Annotated in this window: 17 protein-coding genes and 2 tRNA genes; all 19 read left to right on the forward strand. The window is 45.4% G+C overall.

Features of this window, described 5'->3' with window-relative positions:
• Positions 1-384 (forward strand): dihydroorotate dehydrogenase (locus EYO21_00765; GenBank protein HIB02347.1); only part of this gene is annotated, 384 nt, incomplete at its 5' end.
• Entirely contained in the window at positions 377-832 is a 456-nt protein-coding gene (locus tag EYO21_00770; GenBank protein HIB02348.1) for a septal ring lytic transglycosylase RlpA family protein, read from the forward strand. The genes EYO21_00765 and EYO21_00770, both read left to right, overlap by 8 nt.
• A complete protein-coding gene (locus EYO21_00775) occupies positions 829-1,695 on the forward strand; it encodes a hypothetical protein (protein HIB02349.1) in 867 nt (288 codons plus the stop codon). Before EYO21_00770 ends, EYO21_00775 begins: the two co-directional genes overlap by 4 nt.
• A gap of 99 nt (positions 1,696-1,794) precedes the next feature.
• Complete coding sequence (locus EYO21_00780) at positions 1,795-3,318, forward strand: aldehyde dehydrogenase family protein (protein HIB02350.1); 1,524 nt, start codon at positions 1,795-1,797, stop codon at positions 3,316-3,318.
• 20 nt (positions 3,319-3,338) lie between these two features.
• Positions 3,339-4,664: an L-lysine 6-transaminase gene (locus tag EYO21_00785; GenBank protein HIB02351.1), complete on the forward strand. Its 1,326-nt coding sequence runs from the start codon at positions 3,339-3,341 to the stop codon at positions 4,662-4,664.
• Positions 4,665-4,676: 12 nt separating this feature from the next.
• Complete coding sequence (gene rsmI / locus EYO21_00790) at positions 4,677-5,387, forward strand: 16S rRNA (cytidine(1402)-2'-O)-methyltransferase (protein HIB02352.1); 711 nt, start codon at positions 4,677-4,679, stop codon at positions 5,385-5,387.
• Positions 5,329-5,994, forward strand: coding sequence for a dTMP kinase (tmk, locus tag EYO21_00795; protein HIB02353.1), 666 nt, complete (start codon positions 5,329-5,331; stop codon positions 5,992-5,994). The genes rsmI and tmk overlap by 59 nt, the downstream gene beginning before the upstream one ends.
• The gene (locus EYO21_00800; GenBank protein ID HIB02354.1) at positions 5,991-7,631 is read left to right on the forward strand and encodes a S41 family peptidase; all 1,641 of its coding nucleotides are present in this window, start codon (positions 5,991-5,993) and stop codon (positions 7,629-7,631) included. The genes tmk and EYO21_00800 overlap by 4 nt, the downstream gene beginning before the upstream one ends.
• 65 nt (positions 7,632-7,696) lie before the next feature.
• A tRNA-Val gene (locus tag EYO21_00805) sits at positions 7,697-7,770 on the forward strand.
• Positions 7,771-7,799: 29 nt separating this feature from the next.
• On the forward strand, positions 7,800-9,734 hold the full coding sequence (gene thrS / locus EYO21_00810) for a threonine--tRNA ligase (protein ID HIB02355.1): 1,935 nt from the start codon (positions 7,800-7,802) through the stop codon (positions 9,732-9,734).
• Positions 9,735-9,772: 38 nt separating this feature from the next.
• Positions 9,773-10,234 (forward strand): translation initiation factor IF-3, encoded by a 462-nt coding sequence (locus EYO21_00815; GenBank protein ID HIB02356.1) that lies wholly within the window; start codon positions 9,773-9,775, stop codon positions 10,232-10,234.
• Positions 10,235-10,245: 11 nt separating this feature from the next.
• The gene (gene rpmI, locus EYO21_00820; protein HIB02357.1) at positions 10,246-10,440 is read left to right on the forward strand and encodes a 50S ribosomal protein L35; all 195 of its coding nucleotides are present in this window, start codon (positions 10,246-10,248) and stop codon (positions 10,438-10,440) included.
• A gap of 9 nt (positions 10,441-10,449) precedes the next feature.
• Positions 10,450-10,800, forward strand: a complete 351-nt coding sequence (gene rplT / locus EYO21_00825; GenBank protein ID HIB02358.1) for a 50S ribosomal protein L20 — start codon at positions 10,450-10,452, stop codon at positions 10,798-10,800.
• A gap of 153 nt (positions 10,801-10,953) precedes the next feature.
• A complete protein-coding gene (gene pheS / locus EYO21_00830) occupies positions 10,954-11,979 on the forward strand; it encodes a phenylalanine--tRNA ligase subunit alpha (GenBank protein ID HIB02359.1) in 1,026 nt (341 codons plus the stop codon).
• Positions 11,976-13,994 (forward strand): phenylalanine--tRNA ligase subunit beta, encoded by a 2,019-nt coding sequence (locus tag EYO21_00835; protein ID HIB02360.1) that lies wholly within the window; start codon positions 11,976-11,978, stop codon positions 13,992-13,994. The genes pheS and EYO21_00835 overlap by 4 nt, the downstream gene beginning before the upstream one ends.
• A complete protein-coding gene (locus EYO21_00840) occupies positions 13,978-14,190 on the forward strand; it encodes a hypothetical protein (GenBank protein HIB02361.1) in 213 nt (70 codons plus the stop codon). Before EYO21_00835 ends, EYO21_00840 begins: the two co-directional genes overlap by 17 nt.
• Positions 14,191-14,202: 12 nt before the next feature.
• Entirely contained in the window at positions 14,203-14,505 is a 303-nt protein-coding gene (locus EYO21_00845) for a cell division protein ZapA (GenBank protein HIB02362.1), read from the forward strand.
• An 80-nt stretch (positions 14,506-14,585) separates the two neighbouring features.
• Positions 14,586-15,467 carry a bifunctional methylenetetrahydrofolate dehydrogenase/methenyltetrahydrofolate cyclohydrolase FolD gene (gene folD / locus EYO21_00850; GenBank protein ID HIB02363.1) on the forward strand — a complete coding sequence of 294 codons (882 nt, stop codon included), beginning with the start codon at positions 14,586-14,588 and terminating at the stop codon, positions 15,465-15,467.
• A 41-nt stretch (positions 15,468-15,508) separates the two neighbouring features.
• A tRNA-Arg gene (locus EYO21_00855) sits at positions 15,509-15,566 on the forward strand.

Here is a 15,566-nt window from a genome sequence, read left to right on the forward strand (position 1 = left end):
GCCGCTGTTGAGGGGGGTGCTGACGTTCTGTCCGCAGTAAACACTCTGTTCGGTATGAGCATAGACACTGCCACACGACGTCCAAATGTCAATACAAATATCGGAGGTCTTTCGGGACCGTCTATTCGGCCGGTAGGAATTGCCTCTGTTTTCAAGATTTCTAAATCGGTGGATGTACCAATTATCGGAATAGGCGGTATTAAGTCTGCAAAGGATGTGGTTGAGTACCTGTTGGCAGGTGCATCAGCTGTACAAGTGGGGACGGCGAATTACAGGGATGCGGCTATTGTTACTAAGATTATCAATGATTTAACCACTTATTGCGAAGAAAATGGAATCGCCACGATTTCTGAAATAATCGGTGGTGTGGAACCGTATGATTAATAGATCCATCATTTTCACATTGCTGTTCATGGTTGGCTGCCATTCATCACCTAGGTATGTAAAGCGGGACAGCGGCCGCCTGAAGAAGAAAGACGCCTCCGGCAAAGTGACGAATTACAGAAAGTCAATGACCGGTATCTCATCATTCTATGCTGAAGATTTCCACGGGAAAGTGACTGCTAATGGCGAAACCTACGATATGTATGGTCTGACGGCCGCACACAAGACACTACCATTTAATACACTAATCAGGGTAACTAATTTGGATAACAAAAAATCGATAGCCCTAAGAGTGAATGACCGCGGCCCTTATGCCAAAGGGCGGATTCTCGACTGTTCTTACGGCGCTGCTGTTAAACTCGGATTTGTGGGTCACGGGACGGCAAGAGTTAAGATTGAAGTAATGGAGTTGGGAGATAACCAATACATGAAAAGGAAAGATAAGTGACTGATCTTACGGGAGAAAAATCATCTGGCGGAAGGACACTGGTCAATGCTTTGGGAATTCCTGCTATTCTATTCCTCATATTTCTGGGAGGCCTGCCGTTCATGGCTTTTGTCACGGTTGTATCTGTACTCGCCGTCAGAGAATTTTATTTTCTGGGAGCGAAGCAGCAGATTCATCCCCAATTTTTTGCGGGCTATGCCATGTCAATCTTGATAGCTCTTCATTACTATTTCGGTCCGGGCAATCCTCTCACCATTTTTAGACCCGGCGAATTGATGCTCATTGCCACAGTGCTAGTTGTTCTATTAGAACTTTTCAGAAATAAAGAGAATAGTCTAAGTAATATATCCTTTACTCTGGCGGGAATTGTTTACATCCCGCTTCTGCTGGGAACTATGATCGGTTTGCGAGGAATAGACCCCATCGATCCGACCATGGGAATGAAACTGACCTTTTGTCTTTTTGTGGGCGTCTGGGTCTGCGATTCGACCGCGTATTTTGTAGGGCTAAATTGGGGCAGGCATAAACTTATTGAAAGGATCAGCCCCAAGAAAACAGTGGAAGGTGGAGTGGCAGGTCTTCTTGCAGCTTTTATCTTTTTCTATATCGTTTTCAAATCTGGCGGTCTGACATCTCAATACTCCATAGCAGGAATTCATTCATTCGATTATGTTGTCTTCAGCATCATAATTGGAATTATTGGTCAAAGCGGCGACTTTTCTGAATCGCTAATGAAAAGAGATATGGGTGTTAAAGATACATCATCTTTCCTGGCCGGGCATGGCGGTGTTCTGGACCGCTTTGATTCACTCATTTTAGCCTCGCCCGTAATGTTCCTTTACATCAAGTATTTTGTCTATTGAATTGGCTGCCTCAATTCCTTTGGGAATCCCCCCGGCACCGGATAAATTTTCGCACTTTTTTGGCTATAATGAATTGCATTTAGAAAGACTATATCTAGAATGGATTTCCTAAAACAGTTAGGCATTGAAAATGACAATTACGGTGGTTGCACCGGGCCCGATGGTTGGTCTGATTCTAAGAGCGAAGGGAAGCTCGATTCTTTGAATCCAGCCACAGGAGAAGTTATTGCATCTGTCTATCAGGCCACTGATCAGGATTATGAAAAAGTGATGGCATCATCAACAGAGGCTTTCGTTGAATGGCGGATGATTCCGGCACCCAAACGGGGAGAAATGGTCCGGCTCATGGCTGAGATTCTACGCGATAATAAGGACGCACTAGGCAGCCTTGTTTCACTTGAAATGGGCAAAATAAAACAGGAAGGTGATGGGGAAGTCCAGGAAATGATAGACATTGCCGATTTTGCTGTCGGTCTGTCACGTCAACTCTACGGCCTCACCATGCATTCTGAGCGCCCGCTCCATAGGATGTATGAACAATGGCATCCGTTGGGGCCTGTTGGCGTCATTTCAGCCTTTAACTTTCCTGTGGCGGTCTGGTCATGGAACGCTTTTATTGCCGCCGTCTGCGGTGATACGGTTGTCTGGAAGCCGTCCTCATCTGTTCCTCTTTGCGCTATCGCTGTTCAAAATTTGTGTAATAGGGTGCTGAAGGAGGGAGGTTACCCACCTGTCTTTTCACTTGTTATTGGTCCCGGCAGAACCATAGGTGAGAGGTTGGTATCCGACAGACGGGTTCCGCTCATCTCCTTTACAGGTTCCACCTTAATGGGTAAACAGATTGGCGGTATTGTTGGTGAACGTCTGGGCAAGACCATTCTAGAACTGGGTGGCAATAATGGCATCATTTTAGATGATTCTGCTGAACTGAACCTAGCCATACCGTCTGTTCTTTTTGGCGCTGTAGGGACAGCTGGTCAAAGATGCACTTCAACTCGAAGAGTGTTTATTCATGAAAAAAGTTTTGATGAAATCAGCGCTAAACTTGTGAAGACATACAGTCAGGTGGCAATCGGTGATCCTTTGGATGGATCGACCCTCATGGGGCCTCTTGTAAATGAAGGTGCTGTAAATGAGTACCTTGAGGCTATCGGAAGAGTGTGCAATGAGGGAGGAGAAGTGTTGTACGGTGGAAAGGTGTTGGACGGCGCCGGCTATTTTGTTCAGCCCACGCTCATCAAAGCAAAGAACAGCTATGAAACAGTGAAGGAAGAGACGTTTGCACCTATTTTGTACCTTATCCCTTTCAGTGATATTGAAGAAGCCTTTCATGATCACAACGATGTTCCTCAGGGATTATCCAGTGCCATATTCACAACTAACTTGAAGAATGCGGAATTTTTTCTTTCCCATAAAGGAAGTGATTGCGGCATTGCCAATGTGAATATTGGAACCTCCGGGGCAGAGATCGGTGGTGCATTTGGTGGTGAAAAGGAGACTGGTGGTGGCCGAGAATCTGGCTCTGATGCGTGGAAAGCTTACATGCGCCGGCAGACCAATACAATTAACTGGAGCAATGAACTTCCTCTTTCTCAGGGCATTAAATTTGGTGATGAAATTTGAAATTGAGAAAGGACGTTTGAATGATAACAGTTGAAGCTGCTAATGTAAGAAAAACACTTAGTAATCACATTCTAACAGATGGCTTTGAACTGGTTGTAGATCTTGAGAAGAGCCACGGCTCATGGCTTGTTGATAGCAGGGACGGCAGGGAATATCTTGATTTTTTCACCATGTTTGCCTCTATCCCAGTCGGGTACAACCATCCCAAACTTTTGGAACATAAGGATGAGCTCATCAAAGCCGCCTTGAACAAGCCAACCAATTCAGACATCTACACTGCCCAACTTGCGGAGTTTGTGGAATCTTTTTTCACCATCACTCAGCCCGATATTTTCAGGTATAGCTTTTTTATTGAAGGCGGGGCGCTCGCCATTGAAAATGCTCTAAAAGCGAGCTTTGACTGGAAGGTGAGGAAAAACTTTCAGAAAAACGGATCTGGGCAGGAAATGGGTTTTAAAGTAATCCATTTCAACGACTGTTTTCATGGTCGTACCGGATATACGCTTTCTCTCACCAACACCTCTGATCCGCGAAAAACGGCCCATTTCCCGAAATTTGACTGGCCGCGGATCGTTAATCCGGCGGTAAAATTTCCTCTGAACGATGAAAACCTTGCCGAGGTGGAGGCGCTGGAAGCGGAGGCCCTTAACCAAATTAAAGATGCCATTTGTGAGCAAGGAAACGATATTGCCGCACTGATCATTGAACCCATTCAGGGTGAAGGGGGCGATCACCACTTTCGGACAGAATTTTTCCAGGCGTTGCGCCAGATTTGTGACGAAAATGAGATTATGCTTGTCTATGATGAAGTGCAGTCAGGTATGGGACTCACCGGTAAGTGGTGGGCGTGGCAGAATCAGAATGTTGCGCCTGATCTCATGGGATTCGGAAAGAAATCACAGGTGTGCGGTTTTGTATCCACATCCCGGCTTGACGAGGTGGAAAATCATGTTTTCAGGGAATCCAGCAGGATTAATTCAACGTGGGGTGGCAACCTTACTGATATGGTGCGGCTTACCATCTACCTGAACATTATCCAGGCGGAAAATCTAATTGATGCAGCTGCCAAAACAGGCGAATATCTGCATAATCAACTTTTGACAATCCAGGATGACTATGCTGATTTTGTTTCCAATACACGGGGCGCCGGTCTCATGTGTGCCTTTGATCTTCCCGATCCCAAAATTCGAGACAAGCTGCTGGATCTGATTAATCAAAACGGTGCTATTATACTTGGCTGCGGCGACAATACAGTCCGCTTCCGGCCACCGCTGAACGTGTCCACTGACGAAGTTGACTACGGAATAGATATCATCCGGAAAAGCCTCGATACTCTAATAAACTGACGGACAGGTACTATCGGCACACTTTATCTTGTGAGCACTCCTATCGGTAATCTTAATGATTTTTCTTACCGAGGAGTTGAGACTCTCGATGGTGTGAGTCTTATTCTTGCTGAAGATACCAGACGGAGCGGAAAACTTCTGAAGCACCATAAAATTTCACAACCTATGTTAAGCTATAATGAACACAATCGGGATAGGCGGATTCCTGTAATCGTCAAAAAACTTTCAGCTGGTGATGATGTGGCCCTAATTTCTGATGCCGGTACACCATCCATCAGCGACCCGGGTTATAAGCTTGTGAGGGCGTGTATTTCTGAAAAAATTGCCGTTGTTGCTGTTCCTGGCGCTTCGGCTATTCTTGCAGGACTTGTGGCTTCTGGTCTACCCACAGACCGTTTTGTTTTCGAAGGTTTCCTCCCCAAAAAAAAAAGGAGGGTATCGCGACTAAAAGTGCTAAGAAGTGAAGATAGGACTATCATCCTGTTTGAGTCACCTGAGCGAGTTGGACGTACCCTGATGGACTGTTTAGAATATTTCGGTGACAGACCCACCGCTGTCTGTCGGGAAATGACTAAACTCTATGAAGAAATCTGGCGAGGGCGTCTGTCTGAAGGTGTACAATATTTTGACGGAAAAAAAGTAAAGGGAGAAGTCACAATCCTCATTGGTAAAAATTCAGAAAGTGTCCATTTTTTTAAGGAATCCGGCAGTGAGCCGCGGTAAGTTTTTAACATTCGAGGGTATTGACGGCTGTGGGAAGTCGACTCAGGTACGAGGTTTGGAGCGAACACTAAATGAGAAAGGGAAACCAACATTACTATTGAGGGAGCCCGGCGGGACACTCATTTCTGAAGATATCCGCAAGGTGCTTCTTAATCCTGACAATTCAACAATGGCTCCTGAGAACGAAGCTCTCCTAATGGCAGCAAGTAGATCTCAGCTGCTTAAGGAAGTGATTCTACCGCACCTTGAAAAGGGTACTATCGTTCTGTGCGATAGATATATCGATTCCACAATGGCTTATCAGGGTTTCGGCAGGGCCTTACCTCATGACTGGTTAAGGCAGATCAACCGCCTCGCTTTTGAACTGGCCGTACCTGATAGGACATTCCTGTTTGATATTCCCGTTGATGAGGCACTTTCCCGGCTGGGTAATCGCCAGAGGGACAGAATTGAGGCCACAGGCGTTGATTTCCTAGAAAAAGTGAGGAACGGTTTCCTAAGCCTTGCGGAACAAGAATCCGACAGGTATATTGTTCTGGATGGTCAAAAGCAAACAGAAGAATTGGAAGAAGAAATCTTAACACAGGTTTTGAGGATCATTTCATGAATATCAGTCGAACTATTAAGAGAACTTCCTTTTTAGCTATACTGCTGGTTACGGTCATTTCCATCGGCAGGTCCGATCTTTACCGGGACATATCATCAAATTGGCGAATGGTGTATGAGGTATACAAAAGAGTGATGACCGATTACACTGACCAGATTGATCCTAAAAAGCTGGCCGCTGCCGGAATTGAGGGTATGCTGTCCGAACTCGATCCCTATTCAGTTTATTTGGAAGATGAAGACCGGCACCAATTAAATCTGTTGACCAGAGGCAACTACGGTGGTGTGGGCATTCAACTGGGTGTCCGAAATGACTCTCTCACAGTCATTGCACCCATTGACGATTCTCCCGCCAAGCGAGCCGGTATTATCACCAATGACAAGATCATTGCCGTGGATGGTCAATCTTCAGATGAAATGTCCCTTGATGAAGCGGCAGATAAGATCCGCGGTCCGAAAAATTCCAAGGTGACGCTTACCATTCACCGGTGGGGTGAGGAAGACATCGATTTTGTTCTCACAAGAAGTCTTATCACTGTGAAAGATGTGAGTTACTCGGGAATGATCAACGATGATACAGGTTACATCAGACTGAATCGCTTTTCCAGAAATTCATCAGTTGAAATGAGACAGGTCCTCAGGAGTCTGGAAAATCAGGAGGCAGAAAAAATAATACTGGATTTGAGAGGAAATCCTGGTGGACTAATGGATGCAGCTGTTCAGATCCTTGACATGCTGGTGGAAGAAGGGATTGAGGTGGTCTCCATGTCTGGTCGGTCGGAAGATTCCAAACGGACATTCACTTCCCAGAATAGGCCTATTCTTAATTCATTTGTCCGTCTAGCTGTGCTGATTGACGGCGGCAGTGCCTCAGCCAGCGAGATCGTGGCCGGGGCTATCCAGGATCTTGACAGAGGTATTGTGGTAGGAACCAATTCCTTCGGCAAAGGGCTCGTCCAGACCGCTTTTCAACTGGATGAAACAAGAACGCTGAAAATGACCACTGCAAAATATTACATTCCGTCAGGGCGCCTCATTCAGAAACCTGGTTATCTGCGGGGAAACATTGCCACTGATTCTGGAGACGCTGACAGTGTCTTTGCCACTGTTAACGGAAGACGCGTTATCTCAAACGGTGGCATAACTCCTGATTTTGTGGTAGAGCAGGAAAGGACGCCGATGCTGACGAGAGAGTGCTGGCGAAAAGGCCTGTTTTATCAGTTCAGCAACAAGTATCAAAAAGATCACGAGCTCAAAGGGATTATTGAAATCACTGATGAAATCATCGAGGAGTTCAGGACTTTTATTTCAATGAAAGAACTCGATCTAAAATCTGAAGGAGAAAAGGAGCTGGCAAAACTGGAAGAGATACTGGTAGAAGAATCAGAGACTGATAAACGGATCGAGCATTCATTGTCAATTTTGCGGAAGCATTATGAGCAGGATAAAGATGACCTGTTTAATGATGAAATAGATCACATACGCATCATGCTTGAAAGGGATATGTCCTGGGCTGTTGGCGGTCTTGGAATGCGTATAGAGTCATCTTTTGATGACGACCCGGTAGTTTTGAAAGCGATTGAGGTTCTTGCTGATATGTATACTTACGGTTCCACACTGGACCCGTCCATGAATTGAGGGTTGTTTCCTTCCGGTTATTGATTTTGTTTACGAAAAGTGTTATTCTATATTCGCCAGTCCCGGGGCGATTAGCTCAGCTGGTTAGAGTGCTGCCTTGACATGGCAGAGGTCACTGGTTCAAGTCCAGTATCGCCCACATAATGGTAATTGTCATGCTGAAATTTTATGAAAGAGATCACCGTAAAAGTTACGGGATACGATCCACGAACCTATCCTCCTGATACTCCTGTATCTTCCATTCTTAAAGACATAGATCCTTCTCGCACTGACAATGCCGTTGCCGCGAAGGTGAACGCGCAGTTGTGGGACTGGAACAGGGGAGTGGAATCTGATGCTGAGGTGTCATCTGTCTATGCTGATTCTAAAGAGGGACATGCGTTACTGCTCCACAGTGCTGCACACCTCATGGCTCAGGCTGTAAAGGAACTTTTCCCTGATGCACAGATGACTATCGGCCCGGCTATCGAGAATCGTTTCTATTATGATTTTGATGTTGAGGCACCATTCAGTGATGAAGATCTGGAGAAGATTGAGGACAGAATGAGAGAACATTCCGCGGCTGACTATGTTGTTGACAGAGAGGTGGTAGGGCGCAAAGAGGCAAAGAAATTCTTTAAAGAAAAAAAGGAATCCTACAAGATTGAGATGATTGAGGAGTTTGAAGGCGACGAAGTGATCACCACCTACAGGCAGGGCGATTTTGTCGATCTCTGCCGAGGCCCTCATCTCGTCTCCACGGGGATGATAAAGCATTTCAAACTTCTGAATACGGCAGGCGCATACTGGCGCGGAGACGAAAACAATAAAATGCTTCAACGCATTTATGGCACGGCATTTTATAACAAAAAAGAGCTGGATGCCTATCTTAAGCAGATTGAAGAAGCAAAGGAGCGGGACCATCGGAAACTAGGAAAGGAGCTGGAATTGTTCTTTTTCGATCAGCTTTCTCCCGGAAGCCCTTTTTTCATGCCAAAGGGTGCATTTCTGTATCACCAACTGGAGAACTTTATACGGGAACTGTACAGTGAATTTGGTTACGAGGAAGTGATCACCCCTCAGTTATATGATATTGAACTGTGGAAAAAGTCCGGCCACTGGGATCTATTCAGGGAGTATCTCTATCACATGAAAATTGGTGAACGGGAATTCGGCCTTAAACCTATGAACTGTCCCGGCCATACAGTTATCTATGCTTCTAAGCTTCATTCTTACAGAAACCTACCGCTCCGAATCGCAGACTTCGGTCGGCTCCATAGGTTCGAGCGTGCCGGAGTTATATCGGGACTTACGCGGGTCCGAAGCTTTAGTCAGGATGATGCACATATTTTTTGCACTCTGGATCAGATCGGCGATGAAATCAGCGATCTGATAAGAATGGTCGGTATTGTGTTTGAAACTTTTGGTTTTCAATCTGTAAAAGTGGAATTGAGTACACGGCCTGAGAAGGCGCTGGGTGCCTCGGAACTATGGGAAAAATCCGAGGCGATGCTGGAAACTTCCCTAAAAGAACACAAAATGGATTTTACTGTAGAGGATGGGGAAGGGGCATTTTATGGGCCAAAGATCGATTTCCAGGTGAGAGATGCGCTGGGCCGCTACCATCAACTAAGCACGATCCAGCTCGACTTCAATCTGCCCGAAAGATTTAAACTGGAATATGTTGCTAAGGACGGTTCATATCAGCGCCCCATTATGATTCACCGGGCTATTCTAGGATCCATTGAGCGTTTTCTGGGTGTCTACTTGGAGCACTGCGGCGGTGATTTTCCCCTATGGCTGGCACCCACTCAGGTAGCTGTTCTTCCCATTTCAAACAAATTCGAAGATTACGCCGGGGATCTGCTAAAACAGCTGAAGTCTGCCGGTATCCGGGCTGAACTCGATGACAAGGCTGATAAGGTAGGCGCAAAGATCAGGAATGCCGAAATGAAAAAAATTAATGTGATGCTCATCGTTGGCAAGCGCGAGGCTGAAGCTGGTGAAGTTTCTGTCAGGCGGCGTTTTGAAGGTGATCTGGGTCAAATGAAAGTGACTGAACTAATTCAACAACTTGACAATGAAATAAATAATAGAAGGAGAACAGAAAAATCGCAAAAGTAGAAAAAATAAGAGTTAACGATCGAATAAAAGCGCAGGAAATGAGACTTATCGGTGAAGCTGGTGAGCAGATGGGAATTGTCTCTTTTGATGAAGCGATGGAATCGGCAAGATCAGCAGGATTGGATTTGGTTGAGGTAGCCTCCAATGCAGAGCCTCCAGTTTGTAAAATCATGGACTATGGCAAACTGAAGTATGATCAGAAGAAAAAGGACCAGGAAAGCAAGAAAAAACAGCATATTATTCGTGTTAAAGAGGTTAGATTTCGCCCCCGAATCAGTGACCATGATTTGGGAATTAAGTTAAATCGTGTAAAGAAATTTATTTCTGAGGGCAACAAAGTTAAAATCACCCTCATGTACCGTGGTCGTGAGATGGCAAGGCAGGATCTTGGCGAAACATTGATTCGTCGGATTGAAGAAACTTTGAGTGATGTTGCTGATGTAGAGAAGCGAGGCGACCTTGAAGGCAGACGAATAGCCATTGTAATGGCGCCCAAATAGGAGAAACAGTTATGCCTAAAATGAAATCGAGAAGAGGTGCAGCAAAAAGATTTACAGTTACTGGCAGTGGTAAAGTACGTAAAAACAAAGCCAACAAATCTCATCTTCTTTCAAAGAAAAGCATGGATAGGAAGCGTTCCCTTCGCAAAAGTGGTGCTGTAAGCGATGCTGATATCAAGCGTGTTAAGAAAATGTTGGGGAAATAGGATTCATAGATGCCAAGAGCAACAAACGCTGTCCAACGGAAGAAGAGACACAAGAAAGTCCTGAAGCAGGCAAAAGGGTACTATGGGGCAAGAAGCAACCTCTTCAAAAGCGCAAAGGAAGCGGTGGAAAGGGGCATGCTATACAACTATCGGGATCGCCGCCAGAGACGGAGAGACTTCAGGCGGTTGTGGATCACCAGAATCAACGCCGCTGCTAGGTTGAATGGAACCTCTTATTCCAAACTGATTGAAGGTCTGAAATCACACAATATTGATCTGGATAGAAAAATACTTTCTGATTTGGCAGTCCGTGAACCGTCAGCCTTTTCGGAGGTTGTCAAAGTTGCAGCTGCCAGCTAGTATGTCATCAAAGATTAGATCGGGTCAAATTTTTACTTAAATTTTTGACGGGACATTTGGCGTCTTGTCTTGAAAATCCGCCGGGGAAGCTTGGCGGATTTTCTTTTATCCTGAAAATGATAAAAAGTAACTTCAACAGTCACTAAACCAACCATGGCACTGGCATCTAAAATCGAATCTCTCCGCAATGATTTCAAAAAGTCTCTAGACGGGTTATCGGCCGAAGACAAAAAAGCGTTGGAACAACTGAAACATAAATATCTCGGCCGCAAAGGGAAAGTTGCGGACCTTTTTACGGAAGTGGGTTCCGTCCCTGACGATGAGCGACCGGAAATAGGGAAGCTGTTGAACAAACTCAAGTCTGAGCTAACACATGAGATAGTAAAGATGGAAGGGGCTGTTTCAACCGGTGCCGGTTTAGTAGAACAGTCCGTTGATCTTTCACTTCCAGGGGATGAGATCCCCATGGGGTCGCTCCACCCCATCACGCAGACCATGCGGGAAGTAAAGCAGATTTTCCAAGCCATAGGTTTCTCGGTTGCGTACGGTCCTGAGATCGATGATGATTACCACAACTTTGAAGCATTGAACATACCCAAGCACCATCCCGCCCGGGATATGCAGGATACATTTTACATAACTGACAATGACGTATTGAGGACCCATACGTCCAACACACAAATTCATGTGATGGAGAATCAGGAACCGCCAGTGCGTGTGATATGCCCCGGTAGAGTTTACCGGAACGAGGCCATTAGCATCCGGAGCTACTGTCTGTTCCATCAGGTTGAAGGACTCTATATTGATGAGGATGTTTCTCTGGCAGAAATGAAGGGGACTCTGGAGTACTTCTGCCGGCAATTCTTTGGTGATGAGGTTAAGGCTCGGTTTAGACCGAGCTTCTTTCCGTTCACTGAACCCAGCGCCGAAGTTGACATCTCGTGCCTTATGTGCGATGGCGAAGGGTGTTCCATGTGCAAGAAAACGGGATGGCTGGAAATTATGGGCTGTGGCATGGTGGATCCGGCTGTTCTGAAAATGGTCGGTTATGATCCTGAAAAATGGTCCGGTTATGCTTGGGGAATGGGCATAGAGAGGCTTGCCATCCTCAAACACGGTATCGATGATATCAGGCTATTTTTTAATGGGGATATACGATTTCTGAGGCAGTTCGGATGATTGTTTCACTGGATTGGCTCAGAGAATTTGTGGACTTCAAGTTAGCTCCTCAAGATTTGGCTGATCTGCTTACGGGCTCGGGGCTGGAGTCCACCGTAGGTGAGGGTGGTGAAATACTTGACATTGAAGTGACACCGAATCGCCCTGACTGCATGTCCCATCTTGGCGTGGCAAGGGAGATAGCCCTGCTAACAGATTCAAAGCTTAAAATAACTGAAACATCAATATCTGAATCTGACCAACCAGTTGAAAATGAAGTCACCATTACAATCGAGAATGAGAAAGGCGCACCCCGCTACGCCGCCCGCGTTGTGAAAGGGGTCAAAGTTGGAGCGTCGCCTGACTGGATGGTTAAAAGACTGGAACAGTGCGGTATCCGTTCTATTAATTCTGTTGTTGACATATCCAACTATGTCCTTTTTGAACTGGGGCATCCGCTCCATACTTTCGACTTGAGACAGGTTGAAGAAAATGCTATTATTGTCAGAAGCGCCAGGAAAAACGAAAAGATCGTCACACTCGATGGAGAGGAGAGGAAATTGAGTAGCGATCACCTTTTGATCTGTGACCCAAAAAAACCTGTGGGGCTTGCGGGTATTATGGGCGGTGAGAATTCCGAGGTTGCTGAAAATACATCAGATGTGCTTATCGAATGTGCCTACTTCGATCCGGTCACTGTCAGGCGAGGTGCAAAAAAACTGGGTCTTTCCACGGAGGCGTCAAAGCGCTTCGAAAGAGGTGCCGATTACGATGATCTGACGGCTGTCCTGAACCGAACGGCTCAATTAATTTCCGAAATATCAGGTGGCACAATTTGTGCCGGTGTGGTGGACTGTTACCCACAGGTGATTGAAGGGAAAAAGATTACTCTCAGCCGTGAAAGGGCAGCATCTTCTATTGGGGTGGAATTTGATGACAAATTTGTACGTGCAACTTTGGATGGGCTTGGCATCATTTATGAAAATAAAGGCGGGAACTATGAGTGCATTATCCCGTCATTTAGACCTGACCTGGAACGTGAAATTGACCTGAGTGAAGAACTGGCCCGAGTGTATGGGTTTGACAAGATTGAATCAAAAACGACTTATGTGGGTCATGTTACAACTATCGTACCTGATGATGAGAATACCATTGACGAACTGAGAGATTATTGTGCTGGTGCCGGCTTCACCGAAGTCATTACAAACAGCCTTATTAGTGAACAGGATGTAGAGACTCTTGCCGATTTAAAGCCGCTGCCCGTTGTAAACCCACTGAGCCGAGAAATGTCCATAATGCGGCCTTCGCTTCTTCCCGGATTGCTGGGCGCCATCAGCTACAACCTTCGCCGTGGTGAAAAAAACCTTAACTTGTTTGAATATGGGAATATTTTCCAAGCCGAGAAAAAGAAGTGGGTTGAATCGCCACAATTTACTGGTGTAGCTTGTGGCAACAGAGTATCAAAAGGGTGGCGGCAGGATCAACATACAAATGATCTTTTCTTGCTCAAGGGAGTAGTCTATGATCTTGCAAATCGATTTGGATTTGACGGATCCTTTGGAGAATTGGAGAAGAGTGTCGTTTATTTATATGGTATGAGTTGGGAAACTTCGTCGGGCTCACTTGCTTCCATTGGTTCGGTCACAAGTGAACTCCTGGAGAATTATGATATCGATTTTCCTGTTGTCTCTTTTGAACTGAATCTTGAACTGCTAGGTAGTTCGAGAGAGACGGTACATTTCAGAAAACTGCCACAGTTTCCCAGCATTGATCGCGATCTTTCTTTAAGCGTTCTGTCTTCTGTCAGCATTGGAGAGTTGGAATCGATAATCCAAAAAAATGGAACAGATCTGTTGCGAGCAACAAAGCTTTACGATCTGTATGAAGGTGATCAAATAGAGTCAGGAATGATGAGCGTTACTTTTTCCCTCTCTTTCCGCTCTGATGAAAGAACACTTCGAGACAGCGAAATTGACAGCATTATGGAAGAAATTATTTCAGAGACTTCATCGGAACTGGATGCTAAATTACGATGACATGGATGCAGTTCTTCCAAATCTGACATCACTTGAAGATAGGATTAAGGATGCTGTCAATGAGCTTCAACATCTGAGAGCAACCTCAGGCGGGAGTTCCGGCAGCGGTGGCATCTCATCTGAAGAGAAAAAGGCAATCCGGAATCAGATCCAGAAAATTATTGACCTCATTGAAAAAACTGAGAGTGTCGATTAATAAGGAGGCCTTATGACCGAAGATCAGGATAATCTTGCCCGCGTATCAATATTTGGCCATGAATACACTGTAAAGGCCCAGGCTGAAGCAAGCTATATTGCTGATGTTGCTCAGTATGTGGATCAGAAAATGCGCGAAGTGGAAAAAGAGTTACCGTCTTCTCAATCAACCACAAGAATTGCCATACTGGCAGCTATGAGCATTACTGACGACTATTTTGCTGAAAAACATCAACGGAATAATATGATCAATAACGTGGAAGAGAAAGCTTCTTCTCTTATTGAGTTCCTTGACGAACATTTATCTCTCAATTAGGCCCATTTCCTAATTACTGTTTTACTGCCCGTTTTATTAAACACCCCATATAATTGAGGTGAAAAAGATCTCCTTTATTCGTGACAGAAACTAAAGTCCTATCAGGAAAAGAAGTTGCTTCAGCGGTTTACAACGAATTGACTTCTCGTATCGAGAAGCTTTCTGATAAAAAGATTACACCAGGCCTTGCTGCAGTATTGGTGGGTGATGACCCTGCTTCTCAGGTTTATGTGAGAAACAAAACGCGCAGATTCGAGAAAATGGGCCTTTTTAGTGAAACTTTTTCTATGGGGAAGGAGTCGTTGCAAAGTGACATCATGGCTCTCATAAATGAGTTGAATAGTGACGACCGCCTTCATGGTATCCTTGTCCAGCTTCCTTTACCAAAGGAAATTGACTCTGATTCTGTTTTGCGTTACGTCAGACCGGAAAAAGACGTGGACGGATTTCACCCTGAGAATATGGGACTTCTGGCATTAGGTAAACCTCGTTTTATTTCATGCACGCCAAAAGGAATATTGAGAATTCTGCAGTTTTATGATATTGAGACTAACGGTAAACATACGGTTATTGTGGGGAGGAGTAACATTGTTGGCCGACCAATGGCCCTCATGCTTAGTGCCAAGAACGATACGGGTAATTCAACAGTGACTGTTTGTCACTCCAGGACACCTGACATCGTTTTTCATACACGTCAGGCGGATATGGTTATTGCCGCGGCGGGTATGCCTAATCTCATCAATGGTGATATGATTAGTGATGGAGCGGTTGTTATCGATGTGGGCATTAACAGAGTGGAAGACGATTCTGAAAAGGGATACAGACTTGTTGGGGATGTAGATGCTGAATCGGTTAGGGAGAAAGCATCAGCACTAACGCCCGTTCCCGGCGGGGTGGGACCTATGACCATTGCCATGCTGGTTGAAAATACCGTTGAAGCGGCTGAGCGTTCCATATCCTAGGGAATCTTCAGCCTTAGTAAATTCGTAAACTATATGCGCCCGTAGCTCAGCTGGATAGAGCGCTTGCCTCCGGAGCAAGAGGTCGTGAGTTCGAATCTC

Source organism: Candidatus Neomarinimicrobiota bacterium (assembly GCA_012964825.1).
Lineage (GTDB): Bacteria > Fidelibacterota > Marinisomatia > Marinisomatales > S15-B10 > UBA2125.